The following is a 15,289-nucleotide window of genomic DNA, read 5'->3' on the forward strand; positions in this document are numbered from 1 at the left end:
GATAGCCTTGGAGTTCCAGCCCCCTGACTCCCGGGAAGGAGATCCCTTGATGATCCTGGCCGCCGGCACCGCGGTTCTGCTCCTGGTGATTGCGGTGTTCCAGAGCCTCACCCCGCTTTTCGACGCCCCCGGCCACCGCGGCCGGGCGGTGGGCCTCGGGGTGCTGGCCGCCCTGCTCGCCCTGACCGGGGTGCTGTGGCCAGACATGCTGCTGTTCGCCGCCGCCCTGCTCGCCCTGGGTTCCTGGGGTAATGATGCCTGGGCCCGGACCCATCAGCCTTTCACCGGGCGTGGGGAGGTCCCGGTTTTCGCCGGGGTGCGGGTCTGGCGACATGGGGAGGGTTACTGGGAGGCCACGGAAGCGAAGCTCGCCTGGTCCGGCTGGTTGCGGATCCTGGCGCTCTTCCTTGGGGGCTCCGTCTATCTGCTGGCCCGGTGGGAGGAGATCCCGCAACGCTTCGCCACCCATTTCGGTTCCGGTTTGGAAGCTGATGCCTGGTCGGAGAAATCCCTGTTCACCGTGCTGATGATGCCCCTGGTGGCGGGGGGAATCGCGCTGCTTTTCCTGCTGATCGAGGTGACCCTGGTGGCCACCATCCGGAATGTCGAGGACCCGGAGGGAGTGACCCGGGGCGGCCTGGCACATCAGGTGAACCTGGCGGCCACGGTGCAGGGACTGCGCTGGTTGGCGGCGGTGCTGCTGCTTTTCTTCCTGGGTATCCAGTTCACGATGACACTGCCCGGATGGAATGAACACCTGGGGGTGGTGACCATCCTGGGCACGCTCGGCGTGATCGGTGGCTCCCTGCTCCTGGTGACCTACCTGGTCGGGGCCAGCAGCAAGGTACAGGAAACCCTCCGGAAGTTGGAAATTCCGGAGGGCTCGGCGCCGGATCCCCAGGAGGATGAGAAGAATTTCCGTTGGGGGGTCTTCTACCACAATTCTGAGGATCCGCGGGTGATGGTGGAGAAGCGCCACGGTCTGGGCATGGACTTCAACTACGCCACCTGGCAGGCCAAGGCCTTCATGATGATGGTGGCCCTGATCCTGCTGGGTAGCCTGGCGCTGGCCTTCCTCTAGCCGGGGTAGAAACCCTGTCGGATCATCCGGCAGGCGCGGTGCACCAGCTCGATGCCCTGCTCGGGGTCCCGGGGCTCAGGCAGGTGGTAGTACCACTCCAGGGCGGTGCGGATCGTGGTGCCGATGACCTGCATCGCCACCCTCGCCTCAAAATCCCCCAGTTCAGGGAAACGGGGGCGCATCAGTGGCAGCAGCGGATCCAGCAGCGCATTCAGCTCCGGCCTACCCGGGGCGGGGGAGAGGATCTCCAGGATCTCATTGAGCCGAAAGAGCGAACCGAAGGACTCGGTCTCCGCGTCCCCGGTCCGGAGGTTCTCCGCCACCAGGTGTTCCACCGCCGCCAGCAGATCCAGTTCTGCGGGCACCGCGTTGAGGCGGACCAGCAGGTGCTCGATCTGCTCCCCGATGAAGCTCATCAGGGCTTCCTCACGGGAGGTGAAGTAGTTGTGGAAGGTGCGTGGGGAAACCCCGGCTGCAGCGGCGACCGCCGCAACCGTCAACCCTTCCGCGCCTTCCCGCAGCGCGATTTCGGCCGCGGAACGGGCCAGGGCGGAACGGGTGGCGGCCTTCTTGGTGTTACGAAGCCCCGACACCTGCGTGTTCCTTCAGTTCCCGGGTGCGCTCCTCATTGAGCTCATGGAGACCTTCACCCTCGACATCGACATTGGGCAGGATCCGGTCCAGCCACTTCGGCAGCCACCAGGCCTTGTCGCCGAGTAGGTACATGGTGGCCGGAATGATCATCATCCGGACGATGAAGGCGTCGAAGAACACGGCGACGGCCAGGGCAAAGCCCATGGTCTTGATGAAGGACATGTCCTGGGCCATGAACGCGGCGAAAACCGAGATCATGATCAGGGCTGCGGCGGTGACCACACGGGCCCCATGCTTGAAACCATTCGAGGTGGCGTTGCCGGCGGTCTTGCCCTTGGTGAAGCCTTCCCGCATACGGGTGACCAGGAAGATCTGGTAGTCCATGGCCAGACCGAAGACCAGGCCGATGAGCATGATCGGGAGGAAGGAGAGCAGCGGCTGCGGGTCATCGATGATGCCGAACCACCCCTCCTGGAAGATGGCCACGGTCGCACCGAAGGTGGCGGCCACGGAGAGCCCGAAGCCCAGGGCGGCGATCAGCGGCACCCAGATGGAACGGAACACCAGCAGCAGCACCAGGAAGGCGAGCACCAGGACAATGAGGATGTAGGGGACCAGCACCTCACCGAGACGGTCGGAGATGTCATCGTAGATCGGGGTGACACCGGTGATGCCGTAGTTCGCGCCGGTCTCAGCCTCGAAGTCGGCGGCCTCGGCCCGCAGGATGCTCAGCGTCTCGGAGGTCTGCTCATCAATGGCGTCGAACTCCGGGGTGATCAGGATCTGGGCGGTGTCAAAATTCTCGGTGGTCTGGGCGACCTGGGCGTTCAGCACACCATCGGTGTTCAGGAACTGTTCCACCGCCTGGCCGAAGACGAGGGGTCGTTCCTGCTCCGGGACCTCGGTGGTGTCAACCAGTGCGATCATCGGGGCGTTGCGACCCGGGCCGAAAGCATCGGCGGTCATGTCATAGGCGATCCGCGGCGCGGTGCCCGGGGTGGCGGTGCCGTCGGTGGGCATAGCCAGGCGCATGCTGGCGGCCGGGATGGCGATCAGACCCAGCAGGATGACACCGACCGCCAGATGGGCGATGGGGCGCTTGCGGATGCGTCGGACCCAGAGCAGACCCATGGTGGGCTTCTCGTCCTCCGGGTCCGGGACCCGCGGTCCGGGAACCCGGGCGGCGAAGATCTTGGTGCCCAGCAGCCCCAGCAGAGCCGGCAGGAAGGTCAGGGCCACCAGCACAGCCACCGCAACGGTGACCGCTGCGGCCAGGGCCATGACGGTGAGGAAGGGGATGTTGATGATCGAGAGCGCGACCAGGGCGATGAGTACGGTCATACCTGCGAAGACGACCGCCGAACCGGCGGTGCCCACAGCCATACCCATGGCATGGGCGCGGGTGGACACATCCATGTCCCGGATCCGCTGGGCGAGTTCCTTCGGTTCCAGGTCATTGGAACCGGACTGGCGGATCAGCTCATTACGGAAACGGGAGACGATGAACAGCGCATAGTCGATGCCCACCGCCAAGCCGATCATGGAGGCCAGAGCCGGGGTCATGTCGTTGACGGAGTCAGTGAAGGCGGTGGCCAGCTGAATACCCATGATACCGATGCCGACACCGATGATCGCGGAGATCAGCGGCATGCCCGCGGCGATGAAGGAACCGAAGGTGATGATCAGCACCACTGCGGCGACCAGGAGACCGATGAGCTCGGAGGTCATGTTCAGGGAAGTGGCGGCGGCACCGAAAGCGTTGCCGTTGTACACCACCGTCAGTTCACCCTCATCGTATTCATCCAAGATGGCGGTGACGGCTTCCATGTCCTCGGTGGCGATGTCCATGGCGGACTCCGCATCGAAGGTGAAGGAGATGATGCCGGTAGCCTCATCCGGGCTCAGCGGGCTGAGGGCGGCGATGTCCGCGGCAATCTTCTCCGCCGGGGTTCCCTGTGCCTCCAACGCGGGAGTCATCTGGGCGGCCAGGCCCTGGGCGGCGGTGACCGGGTCGACCACGGTCTCCGGATCCTGGATCACCCCGGTCGCACGGACCTCATCGAGCATGGCGTTGACCTCAGCCATGATCTCCGGGTCAGTGAGAGTCCTGCCCTCCGGGGCCTGGACCACGACGGAACCCGAAGGGGCGCTGGTGGCGTCCTCGGCGTCGGGGAAACGTTCCTGCATCTTCTCCATGGTGACCACGGAATCCAGTCCGGGGATGGAGAAAGAGGAGGAGGTGGGTTTGGAGAACAACCCGGCGAAGGTGGTGATCGCGATCAGGAGCACCAGCCAAAAAGCCAGGAAGATCCATTTTTTACGGTAGGCGGAGGAGCCTAACCGGTAGAGCAGTTTTGCCATCAGAAAACCTTGAATTCTCTCTCGACGTGGAAGGACGTGCCCGGCTGCCGGACCAGAATTTTGCATGATCCGGGCAAACTTGCACACATCGTGCAAGTTTAACTTGAAGTGACACCAATTCCCAATGCGCCAGGGAGGTCCCCCGGGCTCCAGATTCCGGCACCACCCTCAGCAAGGAATGCAGACACCGGTCGAAGGAACGAACTCAGCCCCGCTGATGCTTTGCGATCGCCGCCTCATACTTGTCCACCAGCACCTCAGTGGAACTACGCCAGGAGTGCCGCTGCGCCTCCGCCCGGGCCGCCGCACCCATCCGGGCCGCCAGCTGATCATCACTGAGCAGCCGGGCCAGGGGAGCCGCCCATTCTTCGGCCGGTGCCGAAGGATCAACCAGGAAACCGGTCTTTCCCTCATCGATCACATCCGGGATACCCCCCGCGCGGGCACCCACCACCGGAATACCGGAAGCCATGGACTCCAGGGCGACCAACCCCAGCGTCTCGGTCAAGGAGGGGAAGATGAAGACATCCCCCGAGGCGAAAGCCCCCGCCAGGTCCGCCCCCGACATATAGCCGGTGAACGTGGCCCAGGCCGGGTCCAGCACCTTCTGCAACTCAGAAAGATGCGGGCCAGAACCGACCATCGCCAAACGGGCGCCGGGCACCTTCTCTCGCAGCGCCGGCATGATCCGGGCCAGCAGATTCAGGTTCTTCTCCCGGCTCATCCGGCCCACATAAATCACGATCGGGGAATCCGGGTGACCACCACTCAGCTTCTCCCGAATCTCCCGGGAACGACGCTGCGGGGTGTAACCGACGGTGTCCACCCCCTTCGGCCAGAGCTCAACATCATTGATCCCCACCGAAGCAGCCTTCTCCACCATCGGATCAGAGGTGCACAGATTCAGCTCCGCCTTATTGTGCAAGGTCCGGATCCAGCTCTCGGCGGGACGCCGCAACCAACCGATCCGCAGCTCATCGACATACTCGGGGATATTGGTGTGGAAACTGGCCACCAGGGGAAGATCCCGCCGCGTGGCGGAAAGCACCCCGTAGGCAGCCAAACACACCGGGTTGACCGCATGCACCACATCCGGCTTGAACTCCGCCATCCGCTTCGCGATCGCCGGAGTCGGCAACCCATATTTCAACTCCGGATAAACCGGCCAGAACGACATGGAACGAACCTTGACCACCTCGAAACCGGCATAGACCTCCGGAGGATCACCGGGTGCGAAGATCAGCACCTCATGTCCGAGTTCGGCGAGCTGATCCAGAGTCCGGGTCACCCTGGTGACCACCCCATCGATCTTCGGCAGGAAAACCTCGGTGAACATGGCGATACGCATCTGTGGCTGAAACTACTTCCAAGGGGGAGAAGGTGCTGGGTCAGGATTATCTAACGCTGCAGGGCGTCAACACTCTGCTCGGCGATCAGGGACTCCACGGCCAGGGACTCCGGCTCACCGGCAATCTGCTCGGCGGTCCACAGGGAACGCGCCGGGATCTTGGAGAGATCAGCCCGCTCAGCGTAGCGGCGGGCGGTTTCCTCCACCTCAACCAGCAGGCCCTCAGAAAGGGTGGTGGGCTTCAGCCCCAACTTGAGGAAGGTCTCATTGACCACGTGGAGATCATTCTCGGCAGATTCCTTGCGCGGGTTGGGCACCATCTCCACGCTTGCACCGGAGATTTCGGCGATCAGGTTCGCCAGGTCACGGACGCGGTGGGTCTCGGTCATCTGGTTGAAGATCTTGACCCGCTCCCCGGCGGCCGGTGGGTTTTCGAGGGCGATCTCGACGCAGCGGACCATGTCCCGCAAGTGGATGAAAGCGCGGGTCTGCCCGCCGGTGCCGTGCACGGTCAGTGGATAGCCGACCGCGGCCTGCATCAGGAAACGATTGAGCACGGTGCCGTAGTCACCGTCATAGTCGAAGCGGTTGATCAGACGCTCATCCCGCTCGGTCTGCGGGGTGTGGGTTCCCCAGATGATTCCCTGGTGGAGATCGGTGATCCGCAGGGAGTCATTCTTGGCGTAGAAGGCGAAGAGGTGCTGATCGAGCACCTTGGTCATGTGATAGATCGAACCAGGGTTGGAGGGATAGAGGATCTGCTGGGAAATATTATCCCCCTCATCCTCGGTGGGCACCTCCACATTGAGGTATCCCTCCGGGATCTTCATGCCTGCGGTGCCGTAACCGTAGACACCCATGGTGCCCAGGTGCACCACGTGGATATCGAGTTCGCTCTCCACGATGGCGGCCAGCAGGTTATGGGTGGCGCTGGTGTTGTTCTCCACGGTGTAGCGCTTATGGCCGGCGGATTTCATGGAGTAGGGGGCGGCCCGCTGCTCTGCGAAATGAACCACCGCCTCAGGCTGGAAGCGTTGCAGGAAGCTCAACAGCCCCTCGTAGTCACGGGCGATGTCGAGATGCTCGAAACCGATCTCCTTGCCCGAGACCTCACGCCAGGCACTGAGACGCTCCTCGATGCCACGGATCGGGGTGAGGGAGGAAGTGCCGAGTTCCTCATCGATTCGACGTCGGGAAAGATTGTCGAGGATGACGACATCATGTCCCTGATCGGAAAGATGCAGAGCTGCGGGCCAGCCGCAGAATCCGTCACCGCCGAGAATCGCGATCTTCACTATGTCTCCCATGGGTAGAGGGCAGGTGGAAACGACACCGGGTAAACATGCCGGTGGCCTTCCCCCTAATGTAGGCAGCCGAACGGCATCCGGCAGGCTAAGTGGACTAACACGGGTGAAGTTTTTACTTATTTCGGGGTGGGATTGACTGGATCGTGGGTGGCTGAAAGGTGAATTCCGGAGTAAATGTGCAGGCAAAGGGCATGATCGGGGGTCTTGATAAATTCACCGGGCAAAGGGGGTTGCGCTACACCCCTTTGGGCCCTTAACCCCTGCATTGTGGGGCTGGGGCCAGAGCCACGTATCCTGCATTAAGTTCCACCTGATACCGAAATCCAAGAAGGTGCCCCTTGTTTCACGCCGTGTCATTCGCGTTGCTGGACTCCCTCAACGTGCTCCTGATCGGCGTCATCGTCGCCCTCGGCATCATGCTTCCCCGCACCGGGCCCTATCGGAAGGTGGCCACCCTCCTGGTCGCCGGTGACTGGTTGGGTGTCTTCCTCCTGGCGCTGCTCACCATGGCACTTTTCGACGGCCTGGGGGATGTGGTCGAGCAGGCCCTGGAATCCCCCTTCTTCGGCATCCTGCTGATCGGCGCCGGTCTGCTCTCCCTGCTGCTGGCCTTGCGAGGTTCCGGGGATGGGGATGAGAAGATGATCGCCAAGATCATCGGCCCTCTGCAGACCCCCTCCTATAAGACCGTGTTGATGGGTCTGGGTCTGGGTATCGTGCAGTCGCTCACCTCCGTCCCCTTCTTCGCGGGTCTGGCGGTGCTCTCAGCAGGGGATTACAACGTGTGGATCCGTTATGCGGGCATGGTTATCTACGCCAGCCTGGCGCTGAGCCTGCCTGCAATTTCGGCGGTGTTCATCGGGATGGTCCGCGCCTACCCCTATAGTCCGATGGGACGTGCCTTCGAGGCGCTGCGCACCCGCCGAGATCTGATGGTCAAGTTGGCCAGCTATGTGGTGGCAGTGGCACTGATCCTCTTCGGCGTGTTTTCCCTGCTTTAAACCCGCGCTTATCGACGCCCGCGGGCATTTTTGTGTCGACTTTGTGTCGGTGCTCATTTTTCTGGGGTAAGACTTGATGGGCAAGGTCTTTAACACGATTTAAATGGGCTTAAAAGTGAGGAAAACCCAGATGAGTACAGAGCGTTTCAATGAGCTTGCCGCCCGCATCGTCGAGGAAACCAGTGATGCCGTCGTCCTGGCTGACCGTGAGGGCCGGATCCTGCTCTGGAATTCCGGGGCGGAGAAGATGTTCGGCCATAAGGCGGAGGACGCCAGGGGACAGTCTCTGGACATCATCATCCCGCAGAAACACCGCCGTGCCCACTGGACCGGCTGGGAGCGCGTCATAGAATCCGGGGAGACCCGCTATGGCTCCGAGCCGCTTTCCGTCCCGGGTATGCGGGCCGATGGTTCCCGGGTCGCCCTGGAATTCTCCATCACCATGTTCAAGGATTCGGAGGGAAGCATCAGATCAATCGCCGCAATCATGCGTGATGTCGGCGTGAAGTGGGAGCAGACCCAGGAGATGCGTCGTGAGCTCCGAGAACTGAAAGCGCGGCTTCAGTCCTGATCCTCCGGCATTTTCTGCACCACCAGAGCCAGATTCAGATGCTCCAGTTCATACTCGCCCGGGCGGTCGATTTTGAGTAGTTCCGCTGCAGTGCCCGGTGAGATCGGAATCAGCCAACCCAACTTGGGGTCCAAGGTGGGCGATGACCTGCTGTGATTCTGGGGAATCAAGGAGACAGGGCGGGCTTCCTTGCAACGCAACTGCTTCGGCACCGCATTACGCGCAGCGTCGATAATCGCCCGGGCACCATTGATGCTGGTGGTGAGGATCACCAACTGCTCAGCGGTGTGGACCTGTAGGAGCTCAACCTCAGTGACGGGGAGGTCCGCAGGCGGGACAATGTGCAGAGGACCCTGGTTACGGCCAAGGATCCGGTCTAAGAAACCCATGTCCCAAGCCTAGCCCCCCAGTTTGGACAGCACGACCTCCTCATATTTGGCGAGGCTGGCATCCATCATCTGATAACCCTCGCAACCATCAGCCGGGGTGTGGAAATCATTGGAGAGCTCCCGGATTCGGGCCAGTTTGCTCTTGAGTTCCTCAAGGCTTGGGGTGTGGATGTCATTCAACTCCGGATAGTGCTGGTTAACCTCGTGGAAGAGACTCTTTACCTCGGCAAGTTGGGGATGCCTGGGGCCGTGCACCCGGGCCACCAGGTTAACCAGCTGGGCGGTCTTTTCAGAATGGTTCATGAGGATTCCTTTCTCTCGATTTCCTCTCTGACCTTTAATTTATGGGCGATTGCCCCCTGGTTCCTTGACCTGGATCAAGGAGAATGAAAGTGGAACGCCCGGGATGGGGGACTGCCTAGAAGGGTGGTTCCTCCTCCCGGGTGTGTCCCTCCGGGGTCGGGGCGGTACGGCGTTTGTTGACCCGTTGGGCACGACGCTACATAAACGACTGCGCAAACAGTTTGCTCGGCCGAGACAAGGGCCCCCGCGGGTGGGTGACCACCACATCACCATCCGGATACACCCAGCTACACACCCCCTGCGGATCCATCACCAGGTTCAGATCCCCACGGGTTTTCCTCAGGTGATGCCTACGACACAGACACTGCAGGTTACTGGGCGTGGTGGGACCCCCTGCGGTGTGGTTGAGCACATGATCAACATCGCAGGCCTCGGCATCGATCCCGCAGTCCTCCGGCCCCCGACAGGTCCCGTCCCGACCCTTTCACGGCCCGGATGATTTCCTCGGTGGGCCGGTAGGCCAGGGTGGTGGCGTGGGCGGGGGGTGTCCATGGTGCGGGTGTGGGTGATCCGTTCGGCCCAACGTCGGGCCTGGCGGTCATCGAGGTAGCCGGCTCCTGCCAGATAGGTCGGGGTGTCACCGTCTGGTCCGTAGAGGTTGTACACCACCTTCGGGCTGTGCATCGTCCCGCGGAGCAGCCCCAGCAGGGCGTCATGCAGGGTGGTGTCCTCGGCGGTGCCGGTGGTGCGGAAGTGGATGCCCAGGGCTCTTGGGTGGGTGTCGTGTTCGGCGACCGGGGGTCGAGTTTTCCGAGGAGGTGGCGTAAGGAACCGGCGGATGGTTGTCGGCCCCGGGAGGGCTTCCGCGGCTTTGGTGGGGGTGAGGAAGGTGGTGAGGTGCTTATCGACCTCGGTGATGATGTCGGGGTCGTCCACGGCGATCAGGGCGTGTTCGATGGCGCGCAGCCTGGGGTGGTCGAGCAGGCCGAGGTCGTGGTTGTGGGCAGCCAGCACCGGGTAGTGGCGCAGGAGTTGGACGATCGACAGCCAGGTCAGTGTGGTGGTTGTGCTCAAGGAGGTGCGGGCGGCGAGGTGGGAGGTGGTGGTGTCGATATCGGCGTCGTCGTCTGGGGTGACACTTGTCCAGAAGGTGAGGTCCTGGCGGTTGCGGTGGGTGGTCCAACAGGCGGCGGGGTCGGTGTGGCGGTAGTAGGGGTGTGGGGTGGTGTGCATAGGTGTTCCTGGGCAGGCTCGTGCATGGAATGCGTGTTCGATATCGAAGCTGGGACAGGGCCCGGACATGCCCGCCACCCTGGGGGTATCCTGAATCTATCTACCCAGCTCATGCCATGAAACAGTGGGGGCACCCGTTCGGGAAATCCTACACGCATACATGTTCGAAAATGGAGAGCGGATCCCTCGGGATGAGTGCTCGGTACAGGTGAAAATCCCCGCCAGATTCTCGGCCCAGAATAAAACCGCCAGCCTCTCGCATTGGAGGGACTGGCGGTTGAATTTTCGGTCGGGGGACTCTAGTCGGCGACCAGGCTTTCCAGGGTGAAGTCCGGGTTCTCCTTCTGGATGAACTGCAGGCGCCACTTATCACCGAAGAGGGCGATCAGTTCGCCATCGGTGCGGGTGAAGATCTCCACGCCGCGCTGGCGGGCCAGCTTCGGGGCGGTTTCAGCGTCGGTGCGGCGGGCCACGGTGTAGGGAATCGGGTCAGCGACGGTCTCGACGTTGTACTCGACCTCCATGCGGGCCTGCATGACCTCGAACTGCATCGGGCCGACAGCTGCCATCACCGGGGCGGCATCGCCGCGGGCTTCGTTGCGCAGGATCTGCACCACGCCCTCGGAATCCAACTGCTCCAGGGCCTTGCGGAACTGCTTGTACTTGCCCAGGGACTTCGCACGCAGGGTGCGGAAGTGCTCGGGGGCGAACTGCGGCATCGGCGGGAACTGGACCTTACGGCCATCGAAGATGGTGTCGCCGGGTGCCAGGGAGCCGGCGTTGACCAGGCCCACGATATCGCCCGGGTAGGCGGCTTCCACGGTGGAGCGGGTGCGACCGAAGACGGTCAGGGCGTACTTGGTGGAGAAGCTGCGGCCGGACTGGGCATGGGTGACCTGCATGCCGCGATCAAACTCGCCGGAGACCACACGCATGAATGCGAGGGTGTCGCGGTGGTTGCGGTCCATACCGGCCTGCACCTTGAAGACCACACCGGAGAAGTCATCGGAGGGCTCCCGCTTTTCATCCATGGCGCTGGTGGCAACGGCCAGAGCCTTGGGGTCGGCTGCTCGGCCACGCGGGGACGGAGCCAGGGCACAGAGGGTGTCCAGGATCTGGTGGACACCGAAGTTCAGCATCGCGGAGGCGAAGATCAGCGGGGAGGTCTCACAGTTTTCGAAGAGCTCCTGGTCGTGCAGGGCACCATCGGCGGCCAAGAGCTCGGCCTCTTCAGCGGCGGTTTCCCAGGCATCGCCCTCACGCTCCAGGGCCTCATCGGGGGTGTAGAACTCTTCCGGGGCGATGGTGGAACCGCCGGCGGTGCGGGTGAAGTGGACATACTCCTCGGTCTCACCTTCCTCGCCGACCTTGGCCAGGCCGCGGAAATCGCCGGCCTCACCGACCGGCCAGTACAGCGGGGTGGGCTGCAGACCGATTTCGGTGACGATCTCATCGACCAGTTCCAGCGGCTCGCGGCCGACGCGGTCCCACTTGTTGATCACGGTGATGATGGGCAGGCCGCGGGCCTTGCAGACCCGGAAGAGCTTGAGGGTCTGGGGTTCCAGGCCCTTCGCGGCGTCGATAAGCATGACCGCGGCATCGACTGCGGTGAGGACACGATAGGTGTCCTCGGAGAAGTCGGCGTGACCGGGGGTGTCCACCAGGTTGATCATGTAGGGCTCGCCCTCGTGGTTCTCGGGGGCGTACTCGAACTGCAGGGCCGAGGATGCGATGGAGATGCCACGGTCCTTCTCCATGTCCATCCAGTCGGAGACGGTGGCCTTGCGGCCGGCCTTGCCGTGGGTGGCACCGGCTTCGGAGATGATGTGGGCGTGCAGCGCCAGGGCCTCGGTCAACGTGGACTTACCGGCGTCGGGGTGGGCGATGACGGCGAATGTGCGGCGGCGGGATGCCTCGGCGGCGGCAGTCGGAGAACTCATGGTTATTCAGAGTACTTCGCAGATGCGGTGGGCAGCCAATTAGCGCAGGGGAGTGGCATCGGCGATGAAGGTCTGTGCCACGGCGCGTTCATCGCCCAGCATGATCACCGCGAAGAGCAGTTCCGCGGTATTTGTGGTCTGGTCCGCCCGATGTCGCAGAATCGGGGAGCTCTCCGGATCCAGAACCACCAGATCCGCATCCTTGCCCGCCTCCAGTGAGCCGACCCGCTTATCGACGCCCAGTGCCTCAGCGCCGCCGAGCGTGGCCAGGTGCAGCAGTTCCGCGGCATCCAGGGTGTCACCCTGCAGGCGAGCGGCACTATGGGCGGCACGCAGGGTGGCCAGCGGACACAGGCTGGTGCCCGCCCCGATATCTGAACCCAGGCCGATCGGGATGCCCTGGAATCGGTTCCGCTCAAAGACCCCTGAACCCAGGAAGAAATTCGAGCTGGGGCAGTGGGCGACGGCAGCCCCTCTGTTACGGAGGGCACCCACTTCCCGCCCGGAGAGATGAAGGGCATGGGCGAAGATGCTGCGGTTGTGGACCAGCCCCGCCTGCTCATAAACATCGGTGTAGTCCAGTGCATCCGGGAATAATTTCGCCACCTGCTCGCACTCCTCCCGGTTCTCCGCAAGATGGGTCTGCACCAGCACCTCCGGATGTGCGGCAGCCAGCTCCCCCAGGTTCCGGAGCTGCTCCGGCGAGGATGAAAGGGCGAAACGTGGGGTGATGGCGTACTCCAACCTGCCCTGACCGTGCCAACGATCGAGCAGCAGGGCGGACTCTGCGAGGGCGCTTTCCGGGGTGTCCAGCAACTCTTCCGGGGCATTACGATCCATGCAGGTCTTGCCACTGAGAATCCGCAGGTTATGCCTCTGGGCATGACGGAACAGGGCTTCGACGCTGCCCGGATGGACGGTGGCGAAGACCGCCGCTGTGGTCACCCCGTTGGCGATCAGCTGACTGGTGAAGAACTCGGCGGTGGCATCGGCCAGGGACTCATCGGCGAAGCGGGCCTCGGCGGGGTAGATGTGGTGCTTCAGCCAGCCCGCCAGATCCGGGCCTGGTGCTGCGATGGCCCCGATCTGTGGATAGTGGACATGGGTGTCGACAAAACCCGGAATGATGAGGCATTCACCGTGGTCATGGATGGTGGCATCGGGGTGGGGTGTCCCGTCCCAGGGGGTTATAGACATGATTCGACCCTGCTCCACCGTGACGGCGCCGCGGGGCAGATCCAGCAGCTCCCGGGATCCGCTCAAGGGGGTGATCACGTGGCCGAGGTGGATATCCATGGCGGCACCTGTCTTCGGAGGGGTTGGCGGGGCCTTGATATCAGGTCTGAAAAACCTGTTCCTCCAGCGTAGTGTCGGGGAAGACATGCGTTCATGCCTCGGGAAACCCCACGCTGTCATTTATGTAACAGGTCAACAAATTGATTCATTGATTTGAGGAGTACAGACATGAAAATCGGCATCATCATCGGTAGTGTGCGCGAGGGCCGTTTCGGCGAAGCCGTGGGCAAGTGGGTCCTGGAGGGTGCTCAGGCCCGCGGCAGCGAGAACTTCGACTACGAGATCATCGACCTGCTCGAGTTCAATGTCCCGCTGCTCACCTCCGGCGTGGTGCCGGGTGCCGCCAACAAGCAGTACGATGACCCGAACGTCCAAGCCTGGTCGAAGGCCATCGACGGTGTCGACGGTTTCGTCTTCGTCACCCCGGAATATAACCACGGTGTCCCCGGCCCGATGAAGAATGCCTATGACTCCCTGGGGTCTGAGTGGTTCCGCAAGCCGGTCGGTTTTGTCGGCTACGGTGCCTCCAACGCCATCCGCGCCATCGAGCAGTGGCGTCAGATCGTGTCCAACTTCGCCCAGATCGATGTCCGTAACCAGGTGGAGCTCTCCATCTTCGCCGACGCCGATGAAGAAGGCTTCGCCCCGGGGGAGCGTCGCGCCGGCGAGCTCGAGGGCATGCTCAACTCCCTGGAAGAAGCCGTCACCATCATGAACAGGTAATTGTTCCGGTCGCCTGGTGAGGGTGACACAACTGAAAAAACGGCAGTGGCCCCGCATCCTGAGACCAGGTGCGGGGCCACTGCACATTTAAGACAACTGATTAGTCGTCCCAGCGATCGTCCCAGTCGTCGTCATCGTCCCAACGATCATCCCAATCGTCATCGAAGTCTGCGACCTGGGAGGAAAGTGCCGGCAGGACGGGGATGGCGTTGCCACCGCCGAGCAGCGGGGAAAGCAGGGCCAGGATACTGGCGATGATTACTGCGATATCCATGTGGTGATCCTAGATTCTCAAATAGTGGGGGGAGTGCATCTGGGGCCGCCGGTGGTGGCCACAACCTGGATTAAAGCAGCCTGAACCGGGCTTGGCCAGCGTTGAAAAATCCCCCGAATAAGAAAGAACTCCCTGGTCAGCGGCTATGAGTTGAAAATGAAAGACGGATGAAGGAACTCTCATCCAACAGCCGGAATCAGCGGGCGTGGATGAGATTCTGGGCGCGCTGCAACCCCTGGGTCACCAGCAGGCGGGCGGCATCGGCGGCAGTGGCGATCGCGGCGTCGAGACCCGGGCCTGGATCCACCGGGGCGAGCACATAATCCGGCACCGGGGTGCCCTTCGGCGGCCGGGAGATGCCGATCCGCACCCGCAGATAATCCCGGGTTCCCAGCTCACTGCTGGTGGACTTCAGACCATTGTGGCCATTCTCATTACCACCCAGTTTCACCCGCACCTTGCCGTCGGGAAGATCAAGCTCATCATGGATCAACACCACCCGATCCGGGCTGATCCCGAATTTCTCGCAGAGCGGTGCCACGGCCTGTCCGGAGTGGTTCATGTAGGTGGTGGAACGAACCAGCAGTACCTTCTTCCCCTCCCACTCCACCTGGGTGACCTCAGCCTTGGTGCCCTTCAGGGGGCTGAGAACCGCACCCTCGGCGGCGAGCAGATCATCCATGGCCATGTACCCCACATTGTGGCGGGTGGCGGCATATTTCGAACCGGGGTTGCCCAGGCCGAGCACCAGCCACTCCGGATCAAAAACGGGCTCCGGGGCTGTGCCGGAGGAACCCTCGGCGGGGTCGGGGGAACGGCCGAAGAAGCGGGAAATGAGGTCTGCGAAACTGAACACGGCGCTTAGTTT

16 protein-coding genes are annotated in these 15,289 nt (G+C 62.6%); 4 read left to right on the top strand and 12 right to left on the bottom strand.

Features of this window, described 5'->3' with window-relative positions; all coding sequences use genetic code 11:
- The first annotated feature begins 49 nt into the window (after positions 1-49).
- Complete coding sequence (locus tag COCCU_RS04230) at positions 50-1,081, top strand: DUF1648 domain-containing protein (protein ID WP_231598916.1); 1,032 nt, start codon at positions 50-52, stop codon at positions 1,079-1,081.
- Here the strand turns inward: COCCU_RS04230 and COCCU_RS04235 are convergent.
- From COCCU_RS04235 to COCCU_RS04250, 4 genes are all read right to left on the bottom strand, one after another.
- A complete protein-coding gene (locus COCCU_RS04235) occupies positions 1,078-1,674 on the bottom strand; it encodes a TetR/AcrR family transcriptional regulator (protein WP_156230374.1) in 597 nt (198 codons plus the stop codon). The genes COCCU_RS04230 and COCCU_RS04235 overlap by 4 nt on opposite strands.
- Positions 1,658-4,036: an MMPL family transporter gene (locus COCCU_RS04240; RefSeq protein WP_156230375.1), complete on the bottom strand. Its 2,379-nt coding sequence runs from the start codon at positions 4,034-4,036 to the stop codon at positions 1,658-1,660. Before COCCU_RS04240 ends, COCCU_RS04235 begins: the two co-directional genes overlap by 17 nt.
- A gap of 205 nt (positions 4,037-4,241) precedes the next feature.
- Positions 4,242-5,384 (bottom strand): glycosyltransferase family 4 protein, encoded by a 1,143-nt coding sequence (locus COCCU_RS04245; RefSeq protein ID WP_156230376.1) that lies wholly within the window; start codon positions 5,382-5,384, stop codon positions 4,242-4,244.
- A gap of 50 nt (positions 5,385-5,434) precedes the next feature.
- Positions 5,435-6,679: an NAD-dependent epimerase/dehydratase family protein gene (locus tag COCCU_RS04250; RefSeq protein WP_156230377.1), complete on the bottom strand. Its 1,245-nt coding sequence runs from the start codon at positions 6,677-6,679 to the stop codon at positions 5,435-5,437.
- Positions 6,680-7,029: 350 nt separating this feature from the next.
- On the opposite strand from COCCU_RS04250, the gene COCCU_RS04255 reads away from it, so the two are divergent.
- Both COCCU_RS04255 and COCCU_RS04260 read left to right on the top strand, forming a co-directional pair.
- On the top strand, positions 7,030-7,692 hold the full coding sequence (locus COCCU_RS04255) for a hypothetical protein (protein ID WP_156230378.1): 663 nt from the start codon (positions 7,030-7,032) through the stop codon (positions 7,690-7,692).
- 130 nt (positions 7,693-7,822) lie between these two features.
- A complete protein-coding gene (locus tag COCCU_RS04260; RefSeq protein WP_156230379.1) occupies positions 7,823-8,263 on the top strand; it encodes a PAS domain S-box protein in 441 nt (146 codons plus the stop codon).
- Here the strand turns inward: COCCU_RS04260 and COCCU_RS04265 are convergent.
- The 6 genes from COCCU_RS04265 to guaD all read right to left on the bottom strand — a co-directional run bounded on the left by COCCU_RS04265 (position 8,254) and on the right by guaD (position 13,424).
- Positions 8,254-8,652, bottom strand: a complete 399-nt coding sequence (locus COCCU_RS04265; RefSeq protein ID WP_156230380.1) for a hypothetical protein — start codon at positions 8,650-8,652, stop codon at positions 8,254-8,256. The two genes, COCCU_RS04260 and COCCU_RS04265, sit on opposite strands and share 10 nt — an antisense overlap.
- 9 nt (positions 8,653-8,661) lie before the next feature.
- Positions 8,662-8,955, bottom strand: a complete 294-nt coding sequence (locus COCCU_RS04270) for a hypothetical protein (protein ID WP_156230381.1) — start codon at positions 8,953-8,955, stop codon at positions 8,662-8,664.
- A 196-nt stretch (positions 8,956-9,151) separates the two neighbouring features.
- Positions 9,152-9,367, bottom strand: coding sequence for an HNH endonuclease (locus tag COCCU_RS14930; protein ID WP_197088432.1), 216 nt, complete (start codon positions 9,365-9,367; stop codon positions 9,152-9,154).
- Complete coding sequence (locus COCCU_RS04280; protein WP_156230382.1) at positions 9,295-10,188, bottom strand: hypothetical protein; 894 nt, start codon at positions 10,186-10,188, stop codon at positions 9,295-9,297. Before COCCU_RS04280 ends, COCCU_RS14930 begins: the two co-directional genes overlap by 73 nt.
- Before the next feature lie 299 nt (positions 10,189-10,487).
- On the bottom strand, positions 10,488-12,128 hold the full coding sequence (locus COCCU_RS04285) for a peptide chain release factor 3 (RefSeq protein WP_197088433.1): 1,641 nt from the start codon (positions 12,126-12,128) through the stop codon (positions 10,488-10,490).
- Positions 12,129-12,167: 39 nt separating this feature from the next.
- The gene (gene guaD, locus COCCU_RS04290) at positions 12,168-13,424 is read right to left on the bottom strand and encodes a guanine deaminase (protein ID WP_156230384.1); all 1,257 of its coding nucleotides are present in this window, start codon (positions 13,422-13,424) and stop codon (positions 12,168-12,170) included.
- 168 nt (positions 13,425-13,592) lie between these two features.
- On the opposite strand from guaD, the gene COCCU_RS04295 reads away from it, so the two are divergent.
- Complete coding sequence (locus tag COCCU_RS04295; RefSeq protein ID WP_156230385.1) at positions 13,593-14,147, top strand: NADPH-dependent FMN reductase; 555 nt, start codon at positions 13,593-13,595, stop codon at positions 14,145-14,147.
- 100 nt (positions 14,148-14,247) lie between these two features.
- On the opposite strand, the gene COCCU_RS14525 is transcribed toward COCCU_RS04295, so the two are convergent.
- Entirely contained in the window at positions 14,248-14,421 is a 174-nt protein-coding gene (locus tag COCCU_RS14525) for a hypothetical protein (RefSeq protein WP_197088434.1), read from the bottom strand.
- 196 nt (positions 14,422-14,617) lie between these two features.
- A complete protein-coding gene (pth, locus tag COCCU_RS04300) occupies positions 14,618-15,277 on the bottom strand; it encodes an aminoacyl-tRNA hydrolase (protein WP_407924153.1) in 660 nt (219 codons plus the stop codon).
- Between the last annotated feature and the right edge of the window lie 12 nt (positions 15,278-15,289).

The sequence above is a fragment of the Corynebacterium occultum genome (assembly GCF_009734425.1).
GTDB classification, from domain to species: domain Bacteria; phylum Actinomycetota; class Actinomycetes; order Mycobacteriales; family Mycobacteriaceae; genus Corynebacterium; species Corynebacterium occultum.

What these genes read in the sequence shown, in the direction of transcription:
- guaD (WP_156230384.1), bottom strand. Translation starts at nt 13,424, where the DNA reads ATGGATATCCACCTCGGCCACGTGATCACCCCCTTGAGCGGATCCCGG.
- COCCU_RS04285 (WP_197088433.1), bottom strand. Translation starts at nt 12,128, where the DNA reads ATGAGTTCTCCGACTGCCGCCGCCGAGGCATCCCGCCGCCGCACATTC.
- COCCU_RS04260 (WP_156230379.1), top strand. Translation starts at nt 7,823, where the DNA reads ATGAGTACAGAGCGTTTCAATGAGCTTGCCGCCCGCATCGTCGAGGAA.
- COCCU_RS04280 (WP_156230382.1), bottom strand. Translation starts at nt 10,188, where the DNA reads ATGCACACCACCCCACACCCCTACTACCGCCACACCGACCCCGCCGCC.
- COCCU_RS04295 (WP_156230385.1), top strand. Translation starts at nt 13,593, where the DNA reads ATGAAAATCGGCATCATCATCGGTAGTGTGCGCGAGGGCCGTTTCGGC.
- COCCU_RS04245 (WP_156230376.1), bottom strand. Translation starts at nt 5,384, where the DNA reads ATGCGTATCGCCATGTTCACCGAGGTTTTCCTGCCGAAGATCGATGGG.
- COCCU_RS14525 (WP_197088434.1), bottom strand. Translation starts at nt 14,421, where the DNA reads ATGGATATCGCAGTAATCATCGCCAGTATCCTGGCCCTGCTTTCCCCG.
- COCCU_RS04240 (WP_156230375.1), bottom strand. Translation starts at nt 4,036, where the DNA reads ATGGCAAAACTGCTCTACCGGTTAGGCTCCTCCGCCTACCGTAAAAAA.
- COCCU_RS04230 (WP_231598916.1), top strand. Translation starts at nt 50, where the DNA reads ATGATCCTGGCCGCCGGCACCGCGGTTCTGCTCCTGGTGATTGCGGTG.
- COCCU_RS04265 (WP_156230380.1), bottom strand. Translation starts at nt 8,652, where the DNA reads ATGGGTTTCTTAGACCGGATCCTTGGCCGTAACCAGGGTCCTCTGCAC.
- COCCU_RS04270 (WP_156230381.1), bottom strand. Translation starts at nt 8,955, where the DNA reads ATGAACCATTCTGAAAAGACCGCCCAGCTGGTTAACCTGGTGGCCCGG.